Raw genomic sequence first — 15,874 nt, 5'->3', positions numbered from 1 at the left:
AATCTATTTACAAAACGTATTTTAGCGAAGATTGAGACTGATGGAGAAAAAGTTAGTCCTAATTCTCTAATTAAGGTTGTATTTAACATATTGTAATACAACAAAATATTGGAATGGTTGTAAATAAAAACGCCACTAAGTGTGGCGTTTAAATCAATTGGTATAAATTATTTTTTCACTTGAGGTAACTTGACTCGTAGTAAACGTACAGCGTTCGCAGTGACGAGTGCTGTTGCACCTGAATCAGCAAGTACGGCGACCCAAAGCCCTGTAATTCCCAATAAACTGGTCACCAGAAATATTGCTTTTAGCCCCAAGGCAATCGCTATATTTTCACGAATAATTTTCCGAGTCGCACGAGATAATGCAATAATCTCTGCAAGTCCAGTCAAACGGTTATGGGTTAATGCAGCATCGGCGGTCTCTAATGCCACATCAGTACCACTACCCATGGCAACACCGATACTAGACGCTTTCATTGCAGGAGCATCGTTAATACCATCACCGACCATCATTGTGCTGTGGTTACGATTAAGGGCCATAACTGCTGTCACTTTATCTTCTGGTAATAACCCTGCGCGGTACTCCATGCCTAATTGGCCCGCGATAGCGCTTGCAGCACGAGGGTTATCGCCTGTTAGCATTACAGCATTCACATTGAGTGCTTTCAGCATGCTCATCGTATCTACTGCATCGCTGCGCAATGTATCTTGCAGTGCAGTTAAACCAATTACGCGGTCATTTTCGAGTGTGACAACAACCGTTTTCCCTTCAGCTTCTAATGTTTCGACCTTATTTTGCCATTCACTATCGAGTGGAATATCAAGGCGGTTTGGCACACTCACTAGTATACGTTTACCATCAAGTACACCCTCAACTCCTTTTCCAGCTAATGCTTTACGATCTTGTGCTTCAACGATGCCTAACGATAACACCTCTGCTTTATTCACCACCGCTTTTGCCAGAGGATGATGTGAACCCACTTCAACGGAGGCGGTAATTTGGACTAATTCACTTTCGGTCATGCCTTCTACAGGAATAAGGTCAGTGACATGAGGTTTACCTTCCGTGAGTGTGCCTGTTTTATCTAAAGCAATTGTCGTGATAGTGCCCAGTTGTTCAAGTGCCGCACCGCCTTTAATTAATGCACCTCGGCGTGTTGCTGTTGCCAGTGCAGACGTTATCGCCGCAGGGGTTGAAATCACTAATGCACAAGGACAACCGATTAATAACAGTGTTAAACCTCGGTAAATCCAAGTCTCCCATGGTGCACTGAAGAATATTGGTGGAATAATAATCACTAGTGCTGAAATAAGCATAATGATTGGGGTATAAACCCGGCTAAAGCTGTCAATAAAACGTTCTATCGGCGCACGGCGTTCTTCCGCTTCCTCAATTAGCTGTAAAATGCGGTCAATCGCATTTTGACCTTGCTCTGATACCACCTGCATTTGAACGGCTCTATCAACAGATAAGCAGCCTGCAGCCACCTTTTCACCGACATTACGCTCTACAGGAACGGACTCACCTGTTAACGCACTTTCATCAAAGCTGGCAAAACCTGACACTAACACCGCATCGGTAGGTAAACGCCCACCCGGTGCAATCTCAATAATGTCTCCTGGTCGTAATTGCGCAACAGGAATCGTTGTTTTTTGCCCATCTTTGATTAAAATGGCGTCTTCTGGTACCAGTGCCATTAAGGCGCTAACCCCTCGTCGGGCCCTTCCGGCAGAATAGGATTCCAACATTTCGCCTAACATAAACAGTAAGATAACCATCGCGGCTTCTTCTGTTGCTTGAATAAAGATTGCGCCTATTGCGGCAACGGACATCAAAGTTTCGATAGCAAAAGGGGAACCCGTTCGCATTAAGCGCAATGATTTACGTGCGATCGGGTATAACCCAAATAGAGTGGTTAAAATAAAGGCGATATTACCCAACTGTGGATTGATAAACTCAATTCCCCAACTAATCGCCATTAAAATCGCTAATATAATAACGGGCTTAGCTTCATTGAGTAAGCTTTGTGGTGGTGCGATAGTTGCCGCACTGTTGCCACCGACTTCAAGTAATTCATAACCCGCAGTTTCAACGGTAGAACGAACCGCTACACTAATATCGGTGTTAGCATCAACCACCAGTTTTTCCGTAGCAAATAACACTTTGGCTTGTTTTACTTCACTTATTTGCCTAACTGCAGTTTCAATTTTGTTTGCACAGCTTGGGCAATCCATACCACGGATGATCCAGCTAAAGCGCTGGCCTGCCGCTTGGGTAGGCTCAACTTCATTGCTGATATCCGCAGTTAACCCGCAGCTATTGCCATGTTTGTGATCATGACCAGAATGGTCATTGGCGGCGTGATCATGAGTTGAATGACATTCACCACTGTGCCGGTGAGTGCCTTCATCGTCGTCAGGATGTTTCTTCACACTGCCATGTTCATGAGTATGTGAGTCATCACTAACTTTTTGGCTATTGCCCGCTACAGTAGATGAACAGCAACTGTTGCTAGAGCAGCAGCTACTTGTGTGATTATGTGTTTCTTTATGGGAATGTGAGTGCATAAGCGCCCCCTTATCAAACAATGTGTTCTATCATTGCGGATAAGTTTACACTCTGGAGTCTACTCCAGAGTCAAACAAAAATAGGGCGGCCAATTGATAAAATTCTCAAATAGCACTTTTTATCAATTGGCATGGTATGACTAAAAGGTGTGATTATAAGTAAATCGCTCGCACAATGAAAAACTGCCCAAGGAAGTATAGTGCTGCAACAACGGCTTTTGAGGCTTTAAAGGGAATACGGAATCGAGCAATTAGCCAAATACAGTTAGAAAGAAATAGCAGTGATGCACCAATCATGATTGAGAAATTGTATTCACGACCGAGACCAAAATATTGATCACCAGCAACCCATGCCATAATCATGCACATTATTAATGATGCAAAAACAATAGCTTGTAGGCCTTCAAGCTTGCCCCAAATGAAAACTAAAGTAATGGCAGCGACAATCAGAGGTGCGGCAAGCCAAGGTAGATAGAGTCCGAAATTAAATTGCATTCCGAAGCTGATGGTATAAATCAAATAACTCAGGAACATCAACGCGACGGAAGCTAGTAAGTGCTCACTTGAAAGCATGCGAGAAAGATCTGCAACGAGAGAAACTAGCAGCCCCGCAAGAATAAGATAATTTTGCAGGTTAAGGTCGTCGGAACTCCAACCCCAAAGTAATAAAAGTAGCAGTGTGATTGGGCGAAATAACCAACGTTGCCACCCGGGTCCTCGATAGGCGGCATCGACATATAACCAACCGGAAAAGAGTACAGCGAGGAATGGCCAACTAATCATATACACATCCTTATATGTTCAATGAATGACACGGCAGGGATCCGGTAACTTAGAAACGTGTCCTGTTTAGTTAAATAAGATAAACTATCACGACGGACTTTTTAAGCAAAATGCACACATTATGAATAAGCCAATATTACTGATTATCGTTTTAGCGATCATTGCGGTGCTCGCCACTAAGCGTTTTTTTGACCAACGCAAGCAAAATGAACTTAATGATAACGCTTTGCCTGTAAGCTACTTAGTAAAGGTTGATAGCAAAAAAGACTACCCTTATCCTAACATGCGTTCTCGAGAGCGGGATGTTGTTTCACCTGAAACTTTTCGCTATGAGATTCACTTTAAAACGCTATCAAGCGGCGAAATTATTAAAACTATTGTAACGGAAGAACAGTATCAAGGCGTTGAGCTTGGCCATGAAGGCAAGCTCATTATGCAAGGTACTCGGTTTATTTGTTTTGAGCCAGCGTAGAATAAGTTATTCACCTGATTGTTTTTTCTTTGCTTCTTCTAAATCGGCTTTATTTTTTTTCTGCATGGCTAGCATTTCGAATACGCCAAAAAAGAAAATGCGTAATTGAACTAAACCAGAGATTTTCTCTCCTTTTGGCAGCGTTGCTTTTAGGAAAATAGTTTGTAGTGCGTGCATGAAAATCATAAAAACCATTGCAATATCCATAAAATATTTCAATGGTTTAGGGAATGGGTGGACGAGATTAAAGACCATAAAGCCCCAAACGCAAATCATGAGCAGGCGTCCAATATTGATAAACATGTTTTTGTCCCTAAAGTGAAGTTCGAATAAAAAGGCGATATGCGACTTGCCCTGCTATTTTTTCGCGATGAAGTTGCCAATTAGCTGGGATGTCAGTAAGTGGTGACTCCGCTTCTGACTCAACGTATATCCAGCTTTCTTCAGCTAACCATTGGTTTTTTTCTAACAATTGAATGGTTTCATTGAGCAGCCCTTTGCGAAATGGTGGGTCAATGAAAACGACATCAAAAGGTGTACCGGTTTGGCTTAAAAAATTTAGGCTATTGTGATTCTCTATGGTTGCGTTATCGGCTTGTAAGCGAGTTTTATTTTCAGCCAGCAATTGTGCGTTTTGTTTATCGAGCTCAATAAAGGTGACCGTTTCTGCAAAACGAGAAAGTGCTTCAAAGCCCAGAGAACCACTGCCTGCGAAGCAATCTAAGCAACGCGCATCCCGAATAATTGGCATCAACCAGTTAAATAACGTTTCTTTAATTCTGTCTGTGGTTGGGCGTAAGCCCTCACTATCACGAACTGGCAGCTTTCTTCCGCGCCATTTCCCACCGATAATACGAATTTGCCCTAAAGAGGGAGATTGTGGTTTTTTTGCCATAATGTTTATTGTTGCTTAACGGGTTTATGTACTTAAATTTGATTGTTACTATTGTATACCTGTCAGGCGATAAGTTGCAGTGTTGTTATCTCTGATTGGCCGTATTTCAATTATAGTGCTTCATTTTCACAGTTTTAACACGAAAATTCAGATTAAATTGGCAGGATTTTTCTTTCAGATATGTGTTGCTGAGCGATGAAATGGTAGACTGCATATAATTTTATTGCGATTTGATTATCGAGTGCCATATTTTTACCGCGAGGAGTGTAGTGGCAAATGGCTAAAGACAAGAAAAAAGGTTTTTTTTCATGGTTAGGGTTTGGGCGTAAAAATGAAGAAGAAACCCAGCAACAAGAAGTTCAACAGAATGATGTAGTTAACGACGTCGAAAACCAATCAACCCATGAGGCTGCAGTTGATGCCGCAACAGCCGAAGTAGAACGCCAACATCAAGCAGAGCAAGCCGCGATTAAAGCCGCTGAAGACGAAGCGGAGCGACAGTATGAAGCACAGCAAGCTGAGATTGAGGCAGCAACAGAGCAAGCAGAACGTGAGCGGGAAGCGAAACTAGCAGAACTCCAAGCCGCCCAAGAGCAAGCGGAACAAGCGCGTCAGGAAGCCCAAGAGAAAAAACTAGCGGAAGAAAAAGCTGAGCGTGAACGCCAAGAAGCGGAAGCAATGCGTCTTGCTGAAGAAGAAATGGAACGTCAGCGTCAACTTGAGCTAGCTGCGATTCAAGCGGCAGAGGAGGCCGAAGAGCAACGCCGTCAGGCGGAGTTAGCTGTCATTCAAGCAGCCGAAGAACACGCGGAACGTGAGCGCCAAGCAGCAGAAGTCGCACGTTTAGCCGAAGAACAAGCGGAACGTGAACGCCAAGCAGCAGAAGCGGCACGTTTAGCCGAAGAACAAGCAGAACTCGAACGCCAAGCAGCAGAAGCGGCACGCTTAGCCGAAGAACAGGCTGAACGCGAGCGCCAAGCAGCAGAAGCGGCACGCTTAGCCGAAGAACAGGCCGAATGCGAGCGCCAAGCAGCAGAAGCAGCACGTTTAGCGGAAGAACAAGCCGAACGCGAACGTCAAGCAGCCGAAGAAGCCCGTTTAGCCGAAGAACAAGCGGAACGTGAGCACCAAGCAGCAGAAGAAGCGAGAATTGCAGAGGAAGAAGCTGAAGCTGAGCGCTTACGTTTAGAAGAAGAAAAAAATAATTCACCAACAGAGCAAGAAAAACCTAAAAAAGAAGGTTTCTTTGCTAGGCTAAAGAAAGGGTTATTAAAAACTCGCCAGAATTTAGGTTCAGGTTTTTTTGGGCTGTTTTCAGGTAAAAAAATTGATGATGACTTATTTGAAGAGCTAGAAGAACAGCTATTGATTGCCGATGTCGGGGTTGATACCACTCGTAAAATCATTGATAACTTAACGGCACATGCAAGCCGTAAAGAACTCAAGGATGCAGAAGCGTTATATGGCAAATTGCGTGAGGAAATGTCTGATATTTTAGCGAAAGTGGATAAACCACTCGTGATTGAAGATAAAAAAACCTATGTTATTCTTATGGTTGGTGTTAATGGGGTCGGGAAAACGACTACAATTGGTAAATTAGCACGTCAATATCAGTCGGAAGGAAAAAGCGTCATGTTAGCCGCGGGGGACACTTTCCGTGCAGCAGCCGTTGAGCAACTTCAAGTATGGGGTGAGCGTAATAAGATCCCTGTGGTAGCCCAACATACTGGTGCAGACCCTGCATCTGTTATTTTTGATGCAATTCAATCAGCACAAGCGAAAGGGGTTGATGTTTTAATTGCAGATACCGCTGGACGTTTACAAAATAAATCGCACTTGATGGAAGAGTTGAAAAAAATTGTTCGGGTAATGAAAAAACTCGATGAAAATGCTCCCCATGAAATTATGTTAACGCTAGATGCAAGTACTGGACAAAATGCGGTAAGTCAGGCAAAACTTTTTGATGATGCGGTCGGTCTAACAGGTATCACATTGACTAAACTCGATGGCACAGCAAAAGGTGGCGTAATTTTCTCTATTGCCGACCAATTTGGTATTCCAATTCGTTATATTGGTATTGGTGAGGGTATTGAAGATTTACGTCCATTTAAAGCAGATGACTTTATCGAGGCTCTATTTGCCCGAGAGGAATAATTTTCGATGATTCGCTTTGAACACGTTAGTAAAGCTTATCGCGGTGGCCGCCAAGCACTCCAAGGGGTTGATTTTCATCTTCAACCTGGAGAAATGGCATTTCTAACAGGCCATTCAGGCGCAGGTAAAAGTACATTACTTAAACTGATTTGTGGTATTGAACGCCCAAGTGCGGGTCATATTTTATTCAATGGTCATGATATCAGCCGCTTGAAAAATCGAGAGATCCCGTTTCTGCGTCGGCAGATCGGGATGATTTTTCAGGATCACCACCTGCTTTTTGATCGAACGGTATATGATAATGTCGCAATGCCGCTAATCATTTCTGGTGCCAGTACCGAAGACATTCGTCGCCGAGTTTCTGCGGCATTAGATAAAGTCGGGTTATTGGACAAAGCTAAAAACTTTCCTATTCAGTTATCTGGTGGGGAGCAACAGCGTGTCGGTATTGCCCGAGCGGTGGTAAATAAGCCAACGATGTTATTAGCGGATGAACCAACAGGTAACCTTGATGGTGAATTGTCAGAAGGGATAATGCGTTTATTCGAAGAGTTCAACCGTGTAGGGGTGACCGTTTTAATGGCAACCCATGATATTGCATTGATTGAGCGCCGTAACTACCGTGTTCTTACATTAAGTGAAGGCCGTATGCTTGGAGGTCAACATGGCTAAGAATGTCCGAAAAAGTAAGCCGGAACGAGCCAAGCAATCGAAAAGTAAAGCATTAAAAGGCGGTTGGAAAGAGCAGTGGCGTTATTCGTGGTTGAATGCGCTCGCTGATATGCTTAGACAGCCTTTAGCCACCTTTTTGACTATCATGGTTATTGCTATTTCACTCACGTTACCGAGCCTTTGCTATATTGTGTGGAAAAATGTTTCGCAAGCCGCGGAGCAATGGTACCCAACACCACAACTCACTGTTTATTTGGATAAGTCTCTTGATGAACAAGGTGGGCAAAATGTGGTAACGCAGTTGCAAGCGCTTGATGGGGTTGACCATGTGAATTATCTTTCACGTGACCAAGCTATGAGTGAGTTTCGCAGTTGGTCTGGTTTTAGTACTGCGCTCGACATGCTAGAGGAGAACCCACTGCCTGCAGTAGCTATAATTACGCCTAAAATTGATTTTGAAGGTTCTGATGTATTAACAACACTGCGTGATAGGGTTAGCCAAGTCGATGGCATTGAAGAAGTTCGCATGGATGATAGCTGGTTTGCACGGTTAGCCGCACTAACAGGTTTGGTGGGGAAAGTTGCTTCTGTCATTGGGATTTTAATGATTGTGTCGCTGTTCCTTGTGATAGGAAATAGCGTACGGCTCAATATTTTTGCTCGCCGTGATACAATTAATGTGATGAAGTTAATTGGTGCTACCGATGGGTTTATCATGAGGCCATTTTTAAATGGTGGCCTTGTCTTGGGCGCATTAGGTGCCATTATTTCCTTGATTATGACCTTTTTACTTGTTTGGCAGTTAGCAGACGGTGTTGCAAAAGTAGCCAGTGTGTTTGGTACACAATTTCAGATTGAAGGGTTGTTATGGGAAGAGTCTTTATTGATTCTATTGTTATCCGCTATGGTTGGTTGGATAGCAGCATGGTTGGCAACACTTCAACATTTACGACACTTTACACCTGAGTAACGAGTTGTTTTCTCGTCATTTTTATTAAAGAGTCATGATTTAATTATATCATGACTCTTTGATTCCATTGCAAATTTGCGTTAAAAATGAACTTAGTCTGAATTGTTTTGTCCTACATTGACCTACTGTTAACAAATTTTGTATATAATTTATTTAACGCGGTTAAACTGGTAGACTAGAAGTGTTTGCCTCATGGTTAACCAATGCGGTTATCAATACAAACTAATCTGTTTTCTATTATTTTATTGAGGATCTGAATGACCAAAGACATGCAATCATTAGCTCTTGTTCCACAGGGGAGTATTGAAGCCTACGTTCGGGCGGCTAACTCTTACCCGATGCTTACCGCTGAGGAAGAAAAGGAACTTGCTGAACGGCTGCATTACCATGGTGATCTGGATGCTGCAAAGCAACTGATCTTATCGCATTTGCGCTTTGTTATTCATGTTGCTCGTAGTTATGCAGGGTATGGTTTACCGCAAGCTGATTTAATTCAGGAAGGTAATATCGGCCTGATGAAAGCGGTGCGTCGTTTCAATCCTGAAGTTGGCGTTCGCCTTGTTTCCTTTGCGGTTCACTGGATCAAAGCTGAAATTCATGAATACGTTTTACGTAACTGGCGTATTGTGAAAGTCGCGACGACAAAATCGCAGCGTAAGTTATTCTTTAATTTAAGAAAGAATAAAAAACGTCTTGGTTGGTTTAACCAGGACGAAGTCGATATGGTTGCCCAAGAGTTAGGGGTAAGTACTAAAGATGTGCGTGAAATGGAATCACGTATGGCTGCACAAGATATGGCATTTGATATGTCAGATGACGATGACAGCAGTGATTTTGGTGGTCCAGTAGCCCCAGTCTTATACTTACAAGACAAAGCATCAGACTTTGCCGGCTCAATTGAAGATGATAATTGGGAAAGCCATGCAACTGATCGCTTAGCAGATGCACTAGACTCTTTGGACGAGCGCAGTCAGGATATCATCCGAGCTCGTTGGTTAGACGATGACAACAAAACAACGTTGCAAGAACTTGCTGATAAATACGGCGTTTCTGCAGAACGCGTTCGTCAGCTTGAAAAGAACGCCATGAAGAAGTTACGTTTGGCGATGGAAGAAGACGAAGATAGCGAAATGTAATTTATTACTGGCCAATTCGTTGCTCACTAAAATTATCTGCATTTATTGCCTGTTAAGAGGTGGATAAATGCAGATAATCATTTCTATTTTTACATTTTTGATTGTTCAATTAATCACTGTATAACTCTAGTGGTAAGCCATCTGGATCTGTGAAAAATGTAAAACGCTTTTGCGTGTAGGGGTCAACCCGTATTGCTTCACAAGCCACACCTTGTTCAGTTAAATAAGCGACCCATTTATCTAAATCATCGACACCGAAGGCTAAATGACGTAGCCCTGTGGCTTCGGGGTAACTTAGTCTCGCTGGAGGATTAACAAAACTGAATAACTCAATTTGGTAATGCTCACCAAAAGCTAAGTCTGCTTTCCACGAATTATTTGCTGGACGGTAATGTTCTTCAAGTAAATTTAAGCCCAAAATACGGCAATAAAAATCCTTACTGACGTCAAAATTGGATGCGATAATAGCAACATGGTGAATTTTATTTAACTTCATGCTGTTTTTCCCATATATCAGGTTGTGCGGTGGCATTAAAGCCATTTGCTGACAAGAAGAGCTGCATTGCTTCTTTTTCTTGCAGGGCAACCCCACTAATGTCAAATTTCCATAGTGAAATATCAGGGATTGCTTGGCAAATTTCTTCTAATAAATATGAGCCTACACCTCGTCGGCGAGTGACCTCTCGTACGCAAAAATCCTGCAAAGTGGCGGTGTTATGATCCACAGTAATTTTTGCTGCGCCAAGAAGGCGGTCATTAAAGCGAGCTGCATAAAATTGCTCACCTGCTTTACACATTTTGGCTAGCTCAAAAGGGCTCTGGTCAGGCCAGATTTTATGTAAGTCCAGATATTGTTGCTCAGTAGGATTGACCAGCGGGATAATAGTGAGTCTCATGATATTTTGTTTGTTTCCCTGTAAGAGTTGCAGTCACTCATCCTGCCAGAGTGATCTACAACCGATTTTTTGATTTTAGAGAGAAAAATTTGGTGATACTGAATTTTCCGAATTTCACTCGGATTAATTTAAATTTAACCCGAATATAACACTAGTATTTACAAAAAACCTACTTTAACACATCAGTTTTTTATTCTGCTTCTAATGTAAAAACCTGCCATATCCATTTGCTATTTAGCATAATTATCTTGTTTAATGTTATGAAATATATAGCCTTATTCGCTGTATTTTGAAATATCAGGCATTGTACCTGTCAACCATAATAATCTACTACAAATCAAACACAAACACTCAGAACCATGAAGACGGGGACGATAAAATGAAGAATATGAATAAAGCATTATTAGCGGGCTGTATTGCGATGGCATTCAGTTCAGCGGGATGGGCAAAGGAAATTAAAATAGCGGTTGTTGGCGCGATGTCGGGGCCTGTGGCTCAATATGGTGATATGGAATTTACAGGTGCGCGCCAAGCGATTGCAGATATTAATGCTAAAGGTGGCATTAATGGAAACACATTAGTGGCAGTCGAATATGATGATGCTTGCGACCCAAAACAAGCGGTTGCGGTAGCAAACAAAGTCATTAACGATGGTATCCGCCATGTTATTGGGCATTTATGTTCCTCTTCAACACAGCCTGCATCCGATATTTATGAAGATGAAGGCGTCATTATGATCACCCCGGCAGCAACCAATGCGGATTTAACCACGCGTGGTTACCAGATGGTGTTGCGTACAACAGGTTTGGATTCAGACCAAGGACCAACAGCCGCTAAATTTATTATGGAAGATATCAAACCAACCCGTATTGCTGTTGTTCACGACAAACAACAATATGGGGAAGGTTTAGCACGCTCTGTACGTGAAAGCCTCAATAAAGCCGGCGTTAAAGAAGTGATGTTTGAAGGGGTAACAGCGGGTGACAAAGACTTCTCTGCTTTAGTCGCAAAATTGAAAAAAGAGAATGTGGATTTTGTTTACTTTGGGGGATATTACCCAGAAATGGGGCAAATCTTACGCCAAGCTAAACAAGCTGGCTTGAATATTCGCTTTATGGGGCCTGAAGGCGTCGGTAACTCTTCATTATCGAATATTGCAGGTGATGCTTCGGAAGGCATGCTGGTAACTTTACCAAAACGCTATGACCAAGTCGCGACTAACCAACCGATTGTTGATGCCATCAAAGCGAAGAAAGAAGACCCAACAGGGCCATTTGTTTGGACAACTTATGCTGCTATCCAAGGTTTAACGACGGCAATGGAGCGTACTGGCAGTATCGAGCCTGAAGATTTAGTGAAAGACTTGAAAGCAAACCCGGTCGAAACGGTCATGGGAACATTAAGCTGGCAGCCAAACGGTGACCTGAAAGGGTTTGAATTCGGTGTATTTGAGTGGCACAAAGATGGGACATCCACCTCTGTAAAATAGTACTCAGCAGTGTTCCAGCATAGTGAATAAGAACCGGAAGTGAGTAACTTGCTTCCGGCTTCTGCTCTCTATATAGGACAAGTAGTTCGAAAGGATAGTCTTATGTCAGATCAAATTCTCTATTTTATTCAGCAACTTCTGAATGGTTTAACCCTTGGCAGTACCTATGCATTGATAGCTATCGGCTATACGATGGTATATGGCATCATTGGGATGATTAACTTTGCCCACGGCGAAGTGTACATGATAGGTAGCTATGTCTCTTTTATTGTGATTGCAGGCCTAATGATGCTTGGGATCGATATCGGCTGGATCTTGGTTGCTGCGGCCTTCATTGCGGCAATCGTGGTCTCTAGCGCCTATGGTTGGAGTATTGAACGCGTTGCTTATCGGCCAGTTCGACATTCTAAGCGTTTGATTGCGTTGATCTCTGCGATCGGGATGTCTATTTTCCTACAAAACTACGTCAGCCTGTCACAAGGTTCGCGTGATTTAGCTCTACCCAGTTTGATCACAGGGCAATGGGTTCTAGGTGAAAGCGATGGTTTTGAAGCCACGGTGACTAAGATGCAATTGACCATCTGGGTGGTTACCGTGCTTGCGATGTTAGCTTTGACGCTATTTATTCGCTATTCAAAGATGGGAAGAGCCTGCCGAGCCTGTGCGGAAGATCTTAAAATGGCCAGCTTATTAGGTATTAATACCGATCGAGTTATTTCATTGACCTTCGTTATCGGTGCGGCAATGGCTGCTGTAGCTGGTGTACTGCTGGGGCAATTTTATGGTGTGATTAACCCATATATTGGCTTTATGGCAGGAATGAAAGCATTTACCGCGGCAGTTCTAGGGGGAATTGGGAGTATTCCGGGTGCTATGTTAGGCGGGTTAATCTTAGGCGTTGCAGAAGCAATGACCTCTGCATATTTAAGTACAGAATATAAAGATGTTGTATCATTTGGTTTATTGATAGGTGTGTTATTAATCATGCCAACCGGCATTCTGGGACGCCCGGAGGTCGAAAAAGTATGAGAAAAGAAAATTGGATTAATGCCGTTGTTGCTTCCTCGACTTTCTTCGTGCTGGCGCTGTTTATGATGGGCTTGCAACTTGCGCTCGATGGCACAAAACTGATCGTGACAGTTGGGGATTCTGTGCGTTGGAACTGGATCATTGCTGGCATTGTGGTGATCTTTGTTTATCAATTGGTTCGCCCAACGTTGAGTAAAGTTTGGCAAGGGGTTCCTAAGAAGGCGTGGGCTATTCCTGATTTTGATGGTTCGACAACCAAGCAAAAAATTCTTGCGGTTATAATTATTATTGCTGCAATTATTTGGCCGTTTATTGTTTCTCGCGGAAGTGTGGATATTGCCACCCTAACATTAATTTATGTGATGCTAGGCTTAGGGCTAAATGTGGTTGTCGGGTTATCAGGATTACTGGTTCTTGGATACGCCGGTTTTTATGCCATCGGAGCTTATACTTTTGGTTTATTAAATCATTATTATGGTTTTGGGTTCTGGGAAAGTTTACCGATTGCAGGTTTAACCGCTGCGTTAGCGGGCTTTTTACTAGGGTTCCCTGTGCTAAGGTTACGTGGTGACTATCTTGCCATAGTGACGCTTGGCTTTGGGGAGATTGTTCGTATTTTATTACTGAATAATACCGAAATCACGGGTGGGCCAAATGGGATCAGCCAATTACCGAAACCGACGTTTTTTGGCTTGGAATTTAGCCGTACCGCGAAAGAGGGTTGGGACACCTTCCATAACTTTTTCGGCTTAGATTACAGCCCAGGTGACCGAATTATCTTCCTGTATTTTGTCGCTTTACTATTAGTGGTTTTAACCTTATTTGTTATCAATCGGTTACTGCGTATGCCATTAGGTCGTGCGTGGGAAGCATTACGCGAAGATGAAATTGCCTGCCGCTCATTAGGGTTAAGTCCAACTCGAATAAAATTAACCGCATTTACTATCAGTGCAGCCTTTGCAGGGTTTGCAGGGACGTTATTTGCCGCACGACAAGGTTTTATCAGTCCAGAGTCTTTTACCTTTGTGGAATCGGCATTTGTGTTAGCCATCGTCGTTTTAGGAGGAATGGGTTCACAAACCTCCGTTATTTTAGCCGCAATTATCTTAGTTGTATCACGGGAAATGATGCGTGACCTTAACCAATACAGTATGCTGCTATTAGGGGCGCTAATGGTGCTGATGATGATCTGGCGACCACAAGGCCTATTACCGATGAAACGCCGTCAAATGCAGGTGAAAAAAGTCCCTGAAGGGGAGGGCGTATGAGCCATATAACCACGCCTTTGTTACAAGTGAATGGCTTAACAATGCGTTTTGGTGGGTTACTTGCCGTCAATAATGTTGAGTTAACTATTAATCAAAGGGAAATCGTCTCACTGATTGGCCCAAATGGGGCGGGTAAAACCACCATTTTTAACTGTTTAACCGGTTTTTATAAGCCGACCAGTGGCACGATTTTATATCGAGAAAAACATCTTGAGGGACTGACCGGGCAGGCGATTGCACGCCTTGGTGTCATCCGAACATTTCAGCATGTGCGGTTGTTTAAAGAAATGACGGTAATTGAAAATTTACTTGTGGCGCAGCATCAACATTTAAAAAGTGGCATTTTTTCTGGGTTATTGAAAACCCCTGCATTTCGTCGAGCAGAGTCTGAAGCGCTTGATAATGCGGTAAAATGGCTTGAGCGTGTTGATTTACTCCCCTTTGCAAATCGCCAAGCGGGTAATTTAGCCTATGGTCAGCAGCGTCGGTTAGAAATTGCTCGCTGTATGGTCACTCGCCCTGAAATTTTAATGCTGGATGAACCTGCGGCAGGTCTTAACCCTAAAGAAACCAATGACTTGGATGACTTAATTGCTGAGTTGCGTACTCATCATAATGTTTCAATTCTATTAATTGAACATGATATGAAATTAGTCATGGGAATTTCAGATCGTATTTATGTCGTGAATCAAGGAACGCCATTGGCGAATGGCACACCGAGTGAGATTCGCCAACATCCAGATGTGATAAAAGCCTATTTGGGGGAAGCTTACTGATGCTAGAGTTTAAAAAAGTTTCTACCCATTATGGAAAAATTCAAGCGTTACATGAGATTAGCTTGAATATCCAAAAAGGTGAAATTGTGACCTTAATCGGAGCAAATGGCGCTGGGAAAACAACGTTGCTCAGTACCCTTTGTGGCGATCCACGAGCATCGGAAGGCCAAGTCATTTACCGAGGCGTGGATATCACTCAATTGCCCACTTCGAAAATTATGCGTGAAGACATTGCTCTAGTACCAGAAGGGCGGCGTGTATTTTCTCGTATGACTGTGGAAGAAAACCTCGCAATGGGGGGCTTTTTTGCTGGTCGCCAACAGTACCAAGAACGTATTGAGCGGGTTTATAAGTTGTTTCCAAGGCTGTATGAGCGCCGAAGCCAACGTTCAGGAACGATGTCAGGTGGTGAGCAACAAATGCTAGCGATAGGCCGTGCTTTAATGAGCCAGCCAGAGTTGTTGTTGCTTGATGAGCCATCCCTAGGCCTTGCCCCCATTATCATTATGCAAATTTTCGATACAATCCAACAGCTACGTGAAGAAGGTATGACGATTTTCCTTGTTGAGCAAAATGCCAACCAAGCGTTGAAACTCGCAGACCGTGGATATGTACTAGAAAATGGGCATATTGTATTGGAAGACAGTGGTAAAGCGTTGCTAGCGAATGAGGCAGTACGCAGCGCTTATCTCGGTGGCTAAAATTTTCGTCATCCTTCACGCTGTGGCGTTGTTGGCTTCATGCAGCTACTCGGGTCACATACT

The 15,874-nt window shown here is 43.2% G+C and carries 16 protein-coding genes; 10 read left to right on the top strand and 6 right to left on the bottom strand.

Going from position 1 to position 15,874, the window contains the following annotated elements:
- Positions 1 to 167 precede the first annotated feature (167 nt).
- Together PR834_RS07525 and PR834_RS07520 are read right to left on the bottom strand one after the other, a co-directional pair.
- A complete protein-coding gene (locus PR834_RS07525) occupies positions 168 to 2,570 on the bottom strand; it encodes a zinc/cadmium/mercury/lead-transporting ATPase (RefSeq protein ID WP_272536559.1) in 2,403 nt (800 codons plus the stop codon).
- Positions 2,571 to 2,723: 153 nt separating this feature from the next.
- Complete coding sequence (locus PR834_RS07520) at positions 2,724 to 3,353, bottom strand: lysoplasmalogenase (protein ID WP_110591195.1); 630 nt, start codon at positions 3,351 to 3,353, stop codon at positions 2,724 to 2,726.
- A 121-nt stretch (positions 3,354 to 3,474) separates the two neighbouring features.
- Between PR834_RS07520 and PR834_RS07515 the strand changes: the two genes are divergently transcribed.
- Complete coding sequence (locus PR834_RS07515; protein ID WP_112307614.1) at positions 3,475 to 3,825, top strand: DUF2500 family protein; 351 nt, start codon at positions 3,475 to 3,477, stop codon at positions 3,823 to 3,825.
- A gap of 6 nt (positions 3,826 to 3,831) precedes the next feature.
- On the opposite strand, the gene PR834_RS07510 is transcribed toward PR834_RS07515, so the two are convergent.
- Both PR834_RS07510 and rsmD read right to left on the bottom strand, forming a co-directional pair.
- Positions 3,832 to 4,128 carry a DUF1145 family protein gene (locus PR834_RS07510; protein ID WP_004258582.1) on the bottom strand — a complete coding sequence of 99 codons (297 nt, stop codon included), beginning with the start codon at positions 4,126 to 4,128 and terminating at the stop codon, positions 3,832 to 3,834.
- A gap of 10 nt (positions 4,129 to 4,138) precedes the next feature.
- Entirely contained in the window at positions 4,139 to 4,720 is a 582-nt protein-coding gene (gene rsmD, locus PR834_RS07505) for a 16S rRNA (guanine(966)-N(2))-methyltransferase (RefSeq protein ID WP_272525421.1), read from the bottom strand.
- 276 nt (positions 4,721 to 4,996) lie between these two features.
- On the opposite strand from rsmD, the gene ftsY reads away from it, so the two are divergent.
- From ftsY to rpoH, 4 genes are all read left to right on the top strand, one after another.
- Positions 4,997 to 6,874: a signal recognition particle-docking protein FtsY gene (gene ftsY, locus PR834_RS07500; protein WP_272536558.1), complete on the top strand. Its 1,878-nt coding sequence runs from the start codon at positions 4,997 to 4,999 to the stop codon at positions 6,872 to 6,874.
- A 6-nt stretch (positions 6,875 to 6,880) separates the two neighbouring features.
- Complete coding sequence (gene ftsE / locus PR834_RS07495) at positions 6,881 to 7,546, top strand: cell division ATP-binding protein FtsE (protein WP_004258545.1); 666 nt, start codon at positions 6,881 to 6,883, stop codon at positions 7,544 to 7,546.
- Complete coding sequence (ftsX, locus tag PR834_RS07490; RefSeq protein ID WP_004258540.1) at positions 7,539 to 8,516, top strand: permease-like cell division protein FtsX; 978 nt, start codon at positions 7,539 to 7,541, stop codon at positions 8,514 to 8,516. Before ftsE ends, ftsX begins: the two co-directional genes overlap by 8 nt.
- 257 nt (positions 8,517 to 8,773) lie before the next feature.
- Positions 8,774 to 9,652 (top strand): RNA polymerase sigma factor RpoH, encoded by an 879-nt coding sequence (rpoH, locus tag PR834_RS07485; protein WP_004258535.1) that lies wholly within the window; start codon positions 8,774 to 8,776, stop codon positions 9,650 to 9,652.
- A 109-nt stretch (positions 9,653 to 9,761) separates the two neighbouring features.
- Here rpoH and gloA2 read toward each other — a convergent pair whose 3' ends face one another.
- Together gloA2 and panM are read right to left on the bottom strand one after the other, a co-directional pair.
- Positions 9,762 to 10,148, bottom strand: a complete 387-nt coding sequence (gene gloA2 / locus PR834_RS07480; protein ID WP_004258531.1) for an SMU1112c/YaeR family gloxylase I-like metalloprotein — start codon at positions 10,146 to 10,148, stop codon at positions 9,762 to 9,764.
- On the bottom strand, positions 10,135 to 10,548 hold the full coding sequence (panM, locus tag PR834_RS07475; RefSeq protein WP_196725325.1) for an aspartate 1-decarboxylase autocleavage activator PanM: 414 nt from the start codon (positions 10,546 to 10,548) through the stop codon (positions 10,135 to 10,137). Before panM ends, gloA2 begins: the two co-directional genes overlap by 14 nt.
- Before the next feature lie 379 nt (positions 10,549 to 10,927).
- Here panM and PR834_RS07470 point away from each other — a divergent pair, with 379 nt between their 5' ends.
- The 5 genes from PR834_RS07470 to livF all read left to right on the top strand — a co-directional run bounded on the left by PR834_RS07470 (position 10,928) and on the right by livF (position 15,811).
- Complete coding sequence (locus PR834_RS07470) at positions 10,928 to 12,037, top strand: branched-chain amino acid ABC transporter substrate-binding protein (RefSeq protein WP_004908157.1); 1,110 nt, start codon at positions 10,928 to 10,930, stop codon at positions 12,035 to 12,037.
- A gap of 102 nt (positions 12,038 to 12,139) precedes the next feature.
- Positions 12,140 to 13,066: a high-affinity branched-chain amino acid ABC transporter permease LivH gene (gene livH / locus PR834_RS07465; protein ID WP_004258523.1), complete on the top strand. Its 927-nt coding sequence runs from the start codon at positions 12,140 to 12,142 to the stop codon at positions 13,064 to 13,066.
- On the top strand, positions 13,063 to 14,334 hold the full coding sequence (locus PR834_RS07460; protein ID WP_094961471.1) for a high-affinity branched-chain amino acid ABC transporter permease LivM: 1,272 nt from the start codon (positions 13,063 to 13,065) through the stop codon (positions 14,332 to 14,334). The genes livH and PR834_RS07460 overlap by 4 nt, the downstream gene beginning before the upstream one ends.
- Before the next feature lie 5 nt (positions 14,335 to 14,339).
- Positions 14,340 to 15,110 carry a high-affinity branched-chain amino acid ABC transporter ATP-binding protein LivG gene (gene livG / locus PR834_RS07455; protein ID WP_272536571.1) on the top strand — a complete coding sequence of 257 codons (771 nt, stop codon included), beginning with the start codon at positions 14,340 to 14,342 and terminating at the stop codon, positions 15,108 to 15,110.
- Positions 15,110 to 15,811 (top strand): high-affinity branched-chain amino acid ABC transporter ATP-binding protein LivF, encoded by a 702-nt coding sequence (gene livF / locus PR834_RS07450; RefSeq protein ID WP_272536557.1) that lies wholly within the window; start codon positions 15,110 to 15,112, stop codon positions 15,809 to 15,811. Before livG ends, livF begins: the two co-directional genes overlap by 1 nt.
- Positions 15,812 to 15,874 lie beyond the last annotated feature (63 nt).

Source organism: Providencia sp. PROV182, from assembly GCF_028480325.1.
Taxonomy (GTDB): domain Bacteria; phylum Pseudomonadota; class Gammaproteobacteria; order Enterobacterales; family Enterobacteriaceae; genus Providencia; species Providencia hangzhouensis.
The sequence above is the reverse complement of the archived record's forward strand: the minus strand, read 5'-3'. Positions and strand labels throughout refer to the sequence as shown.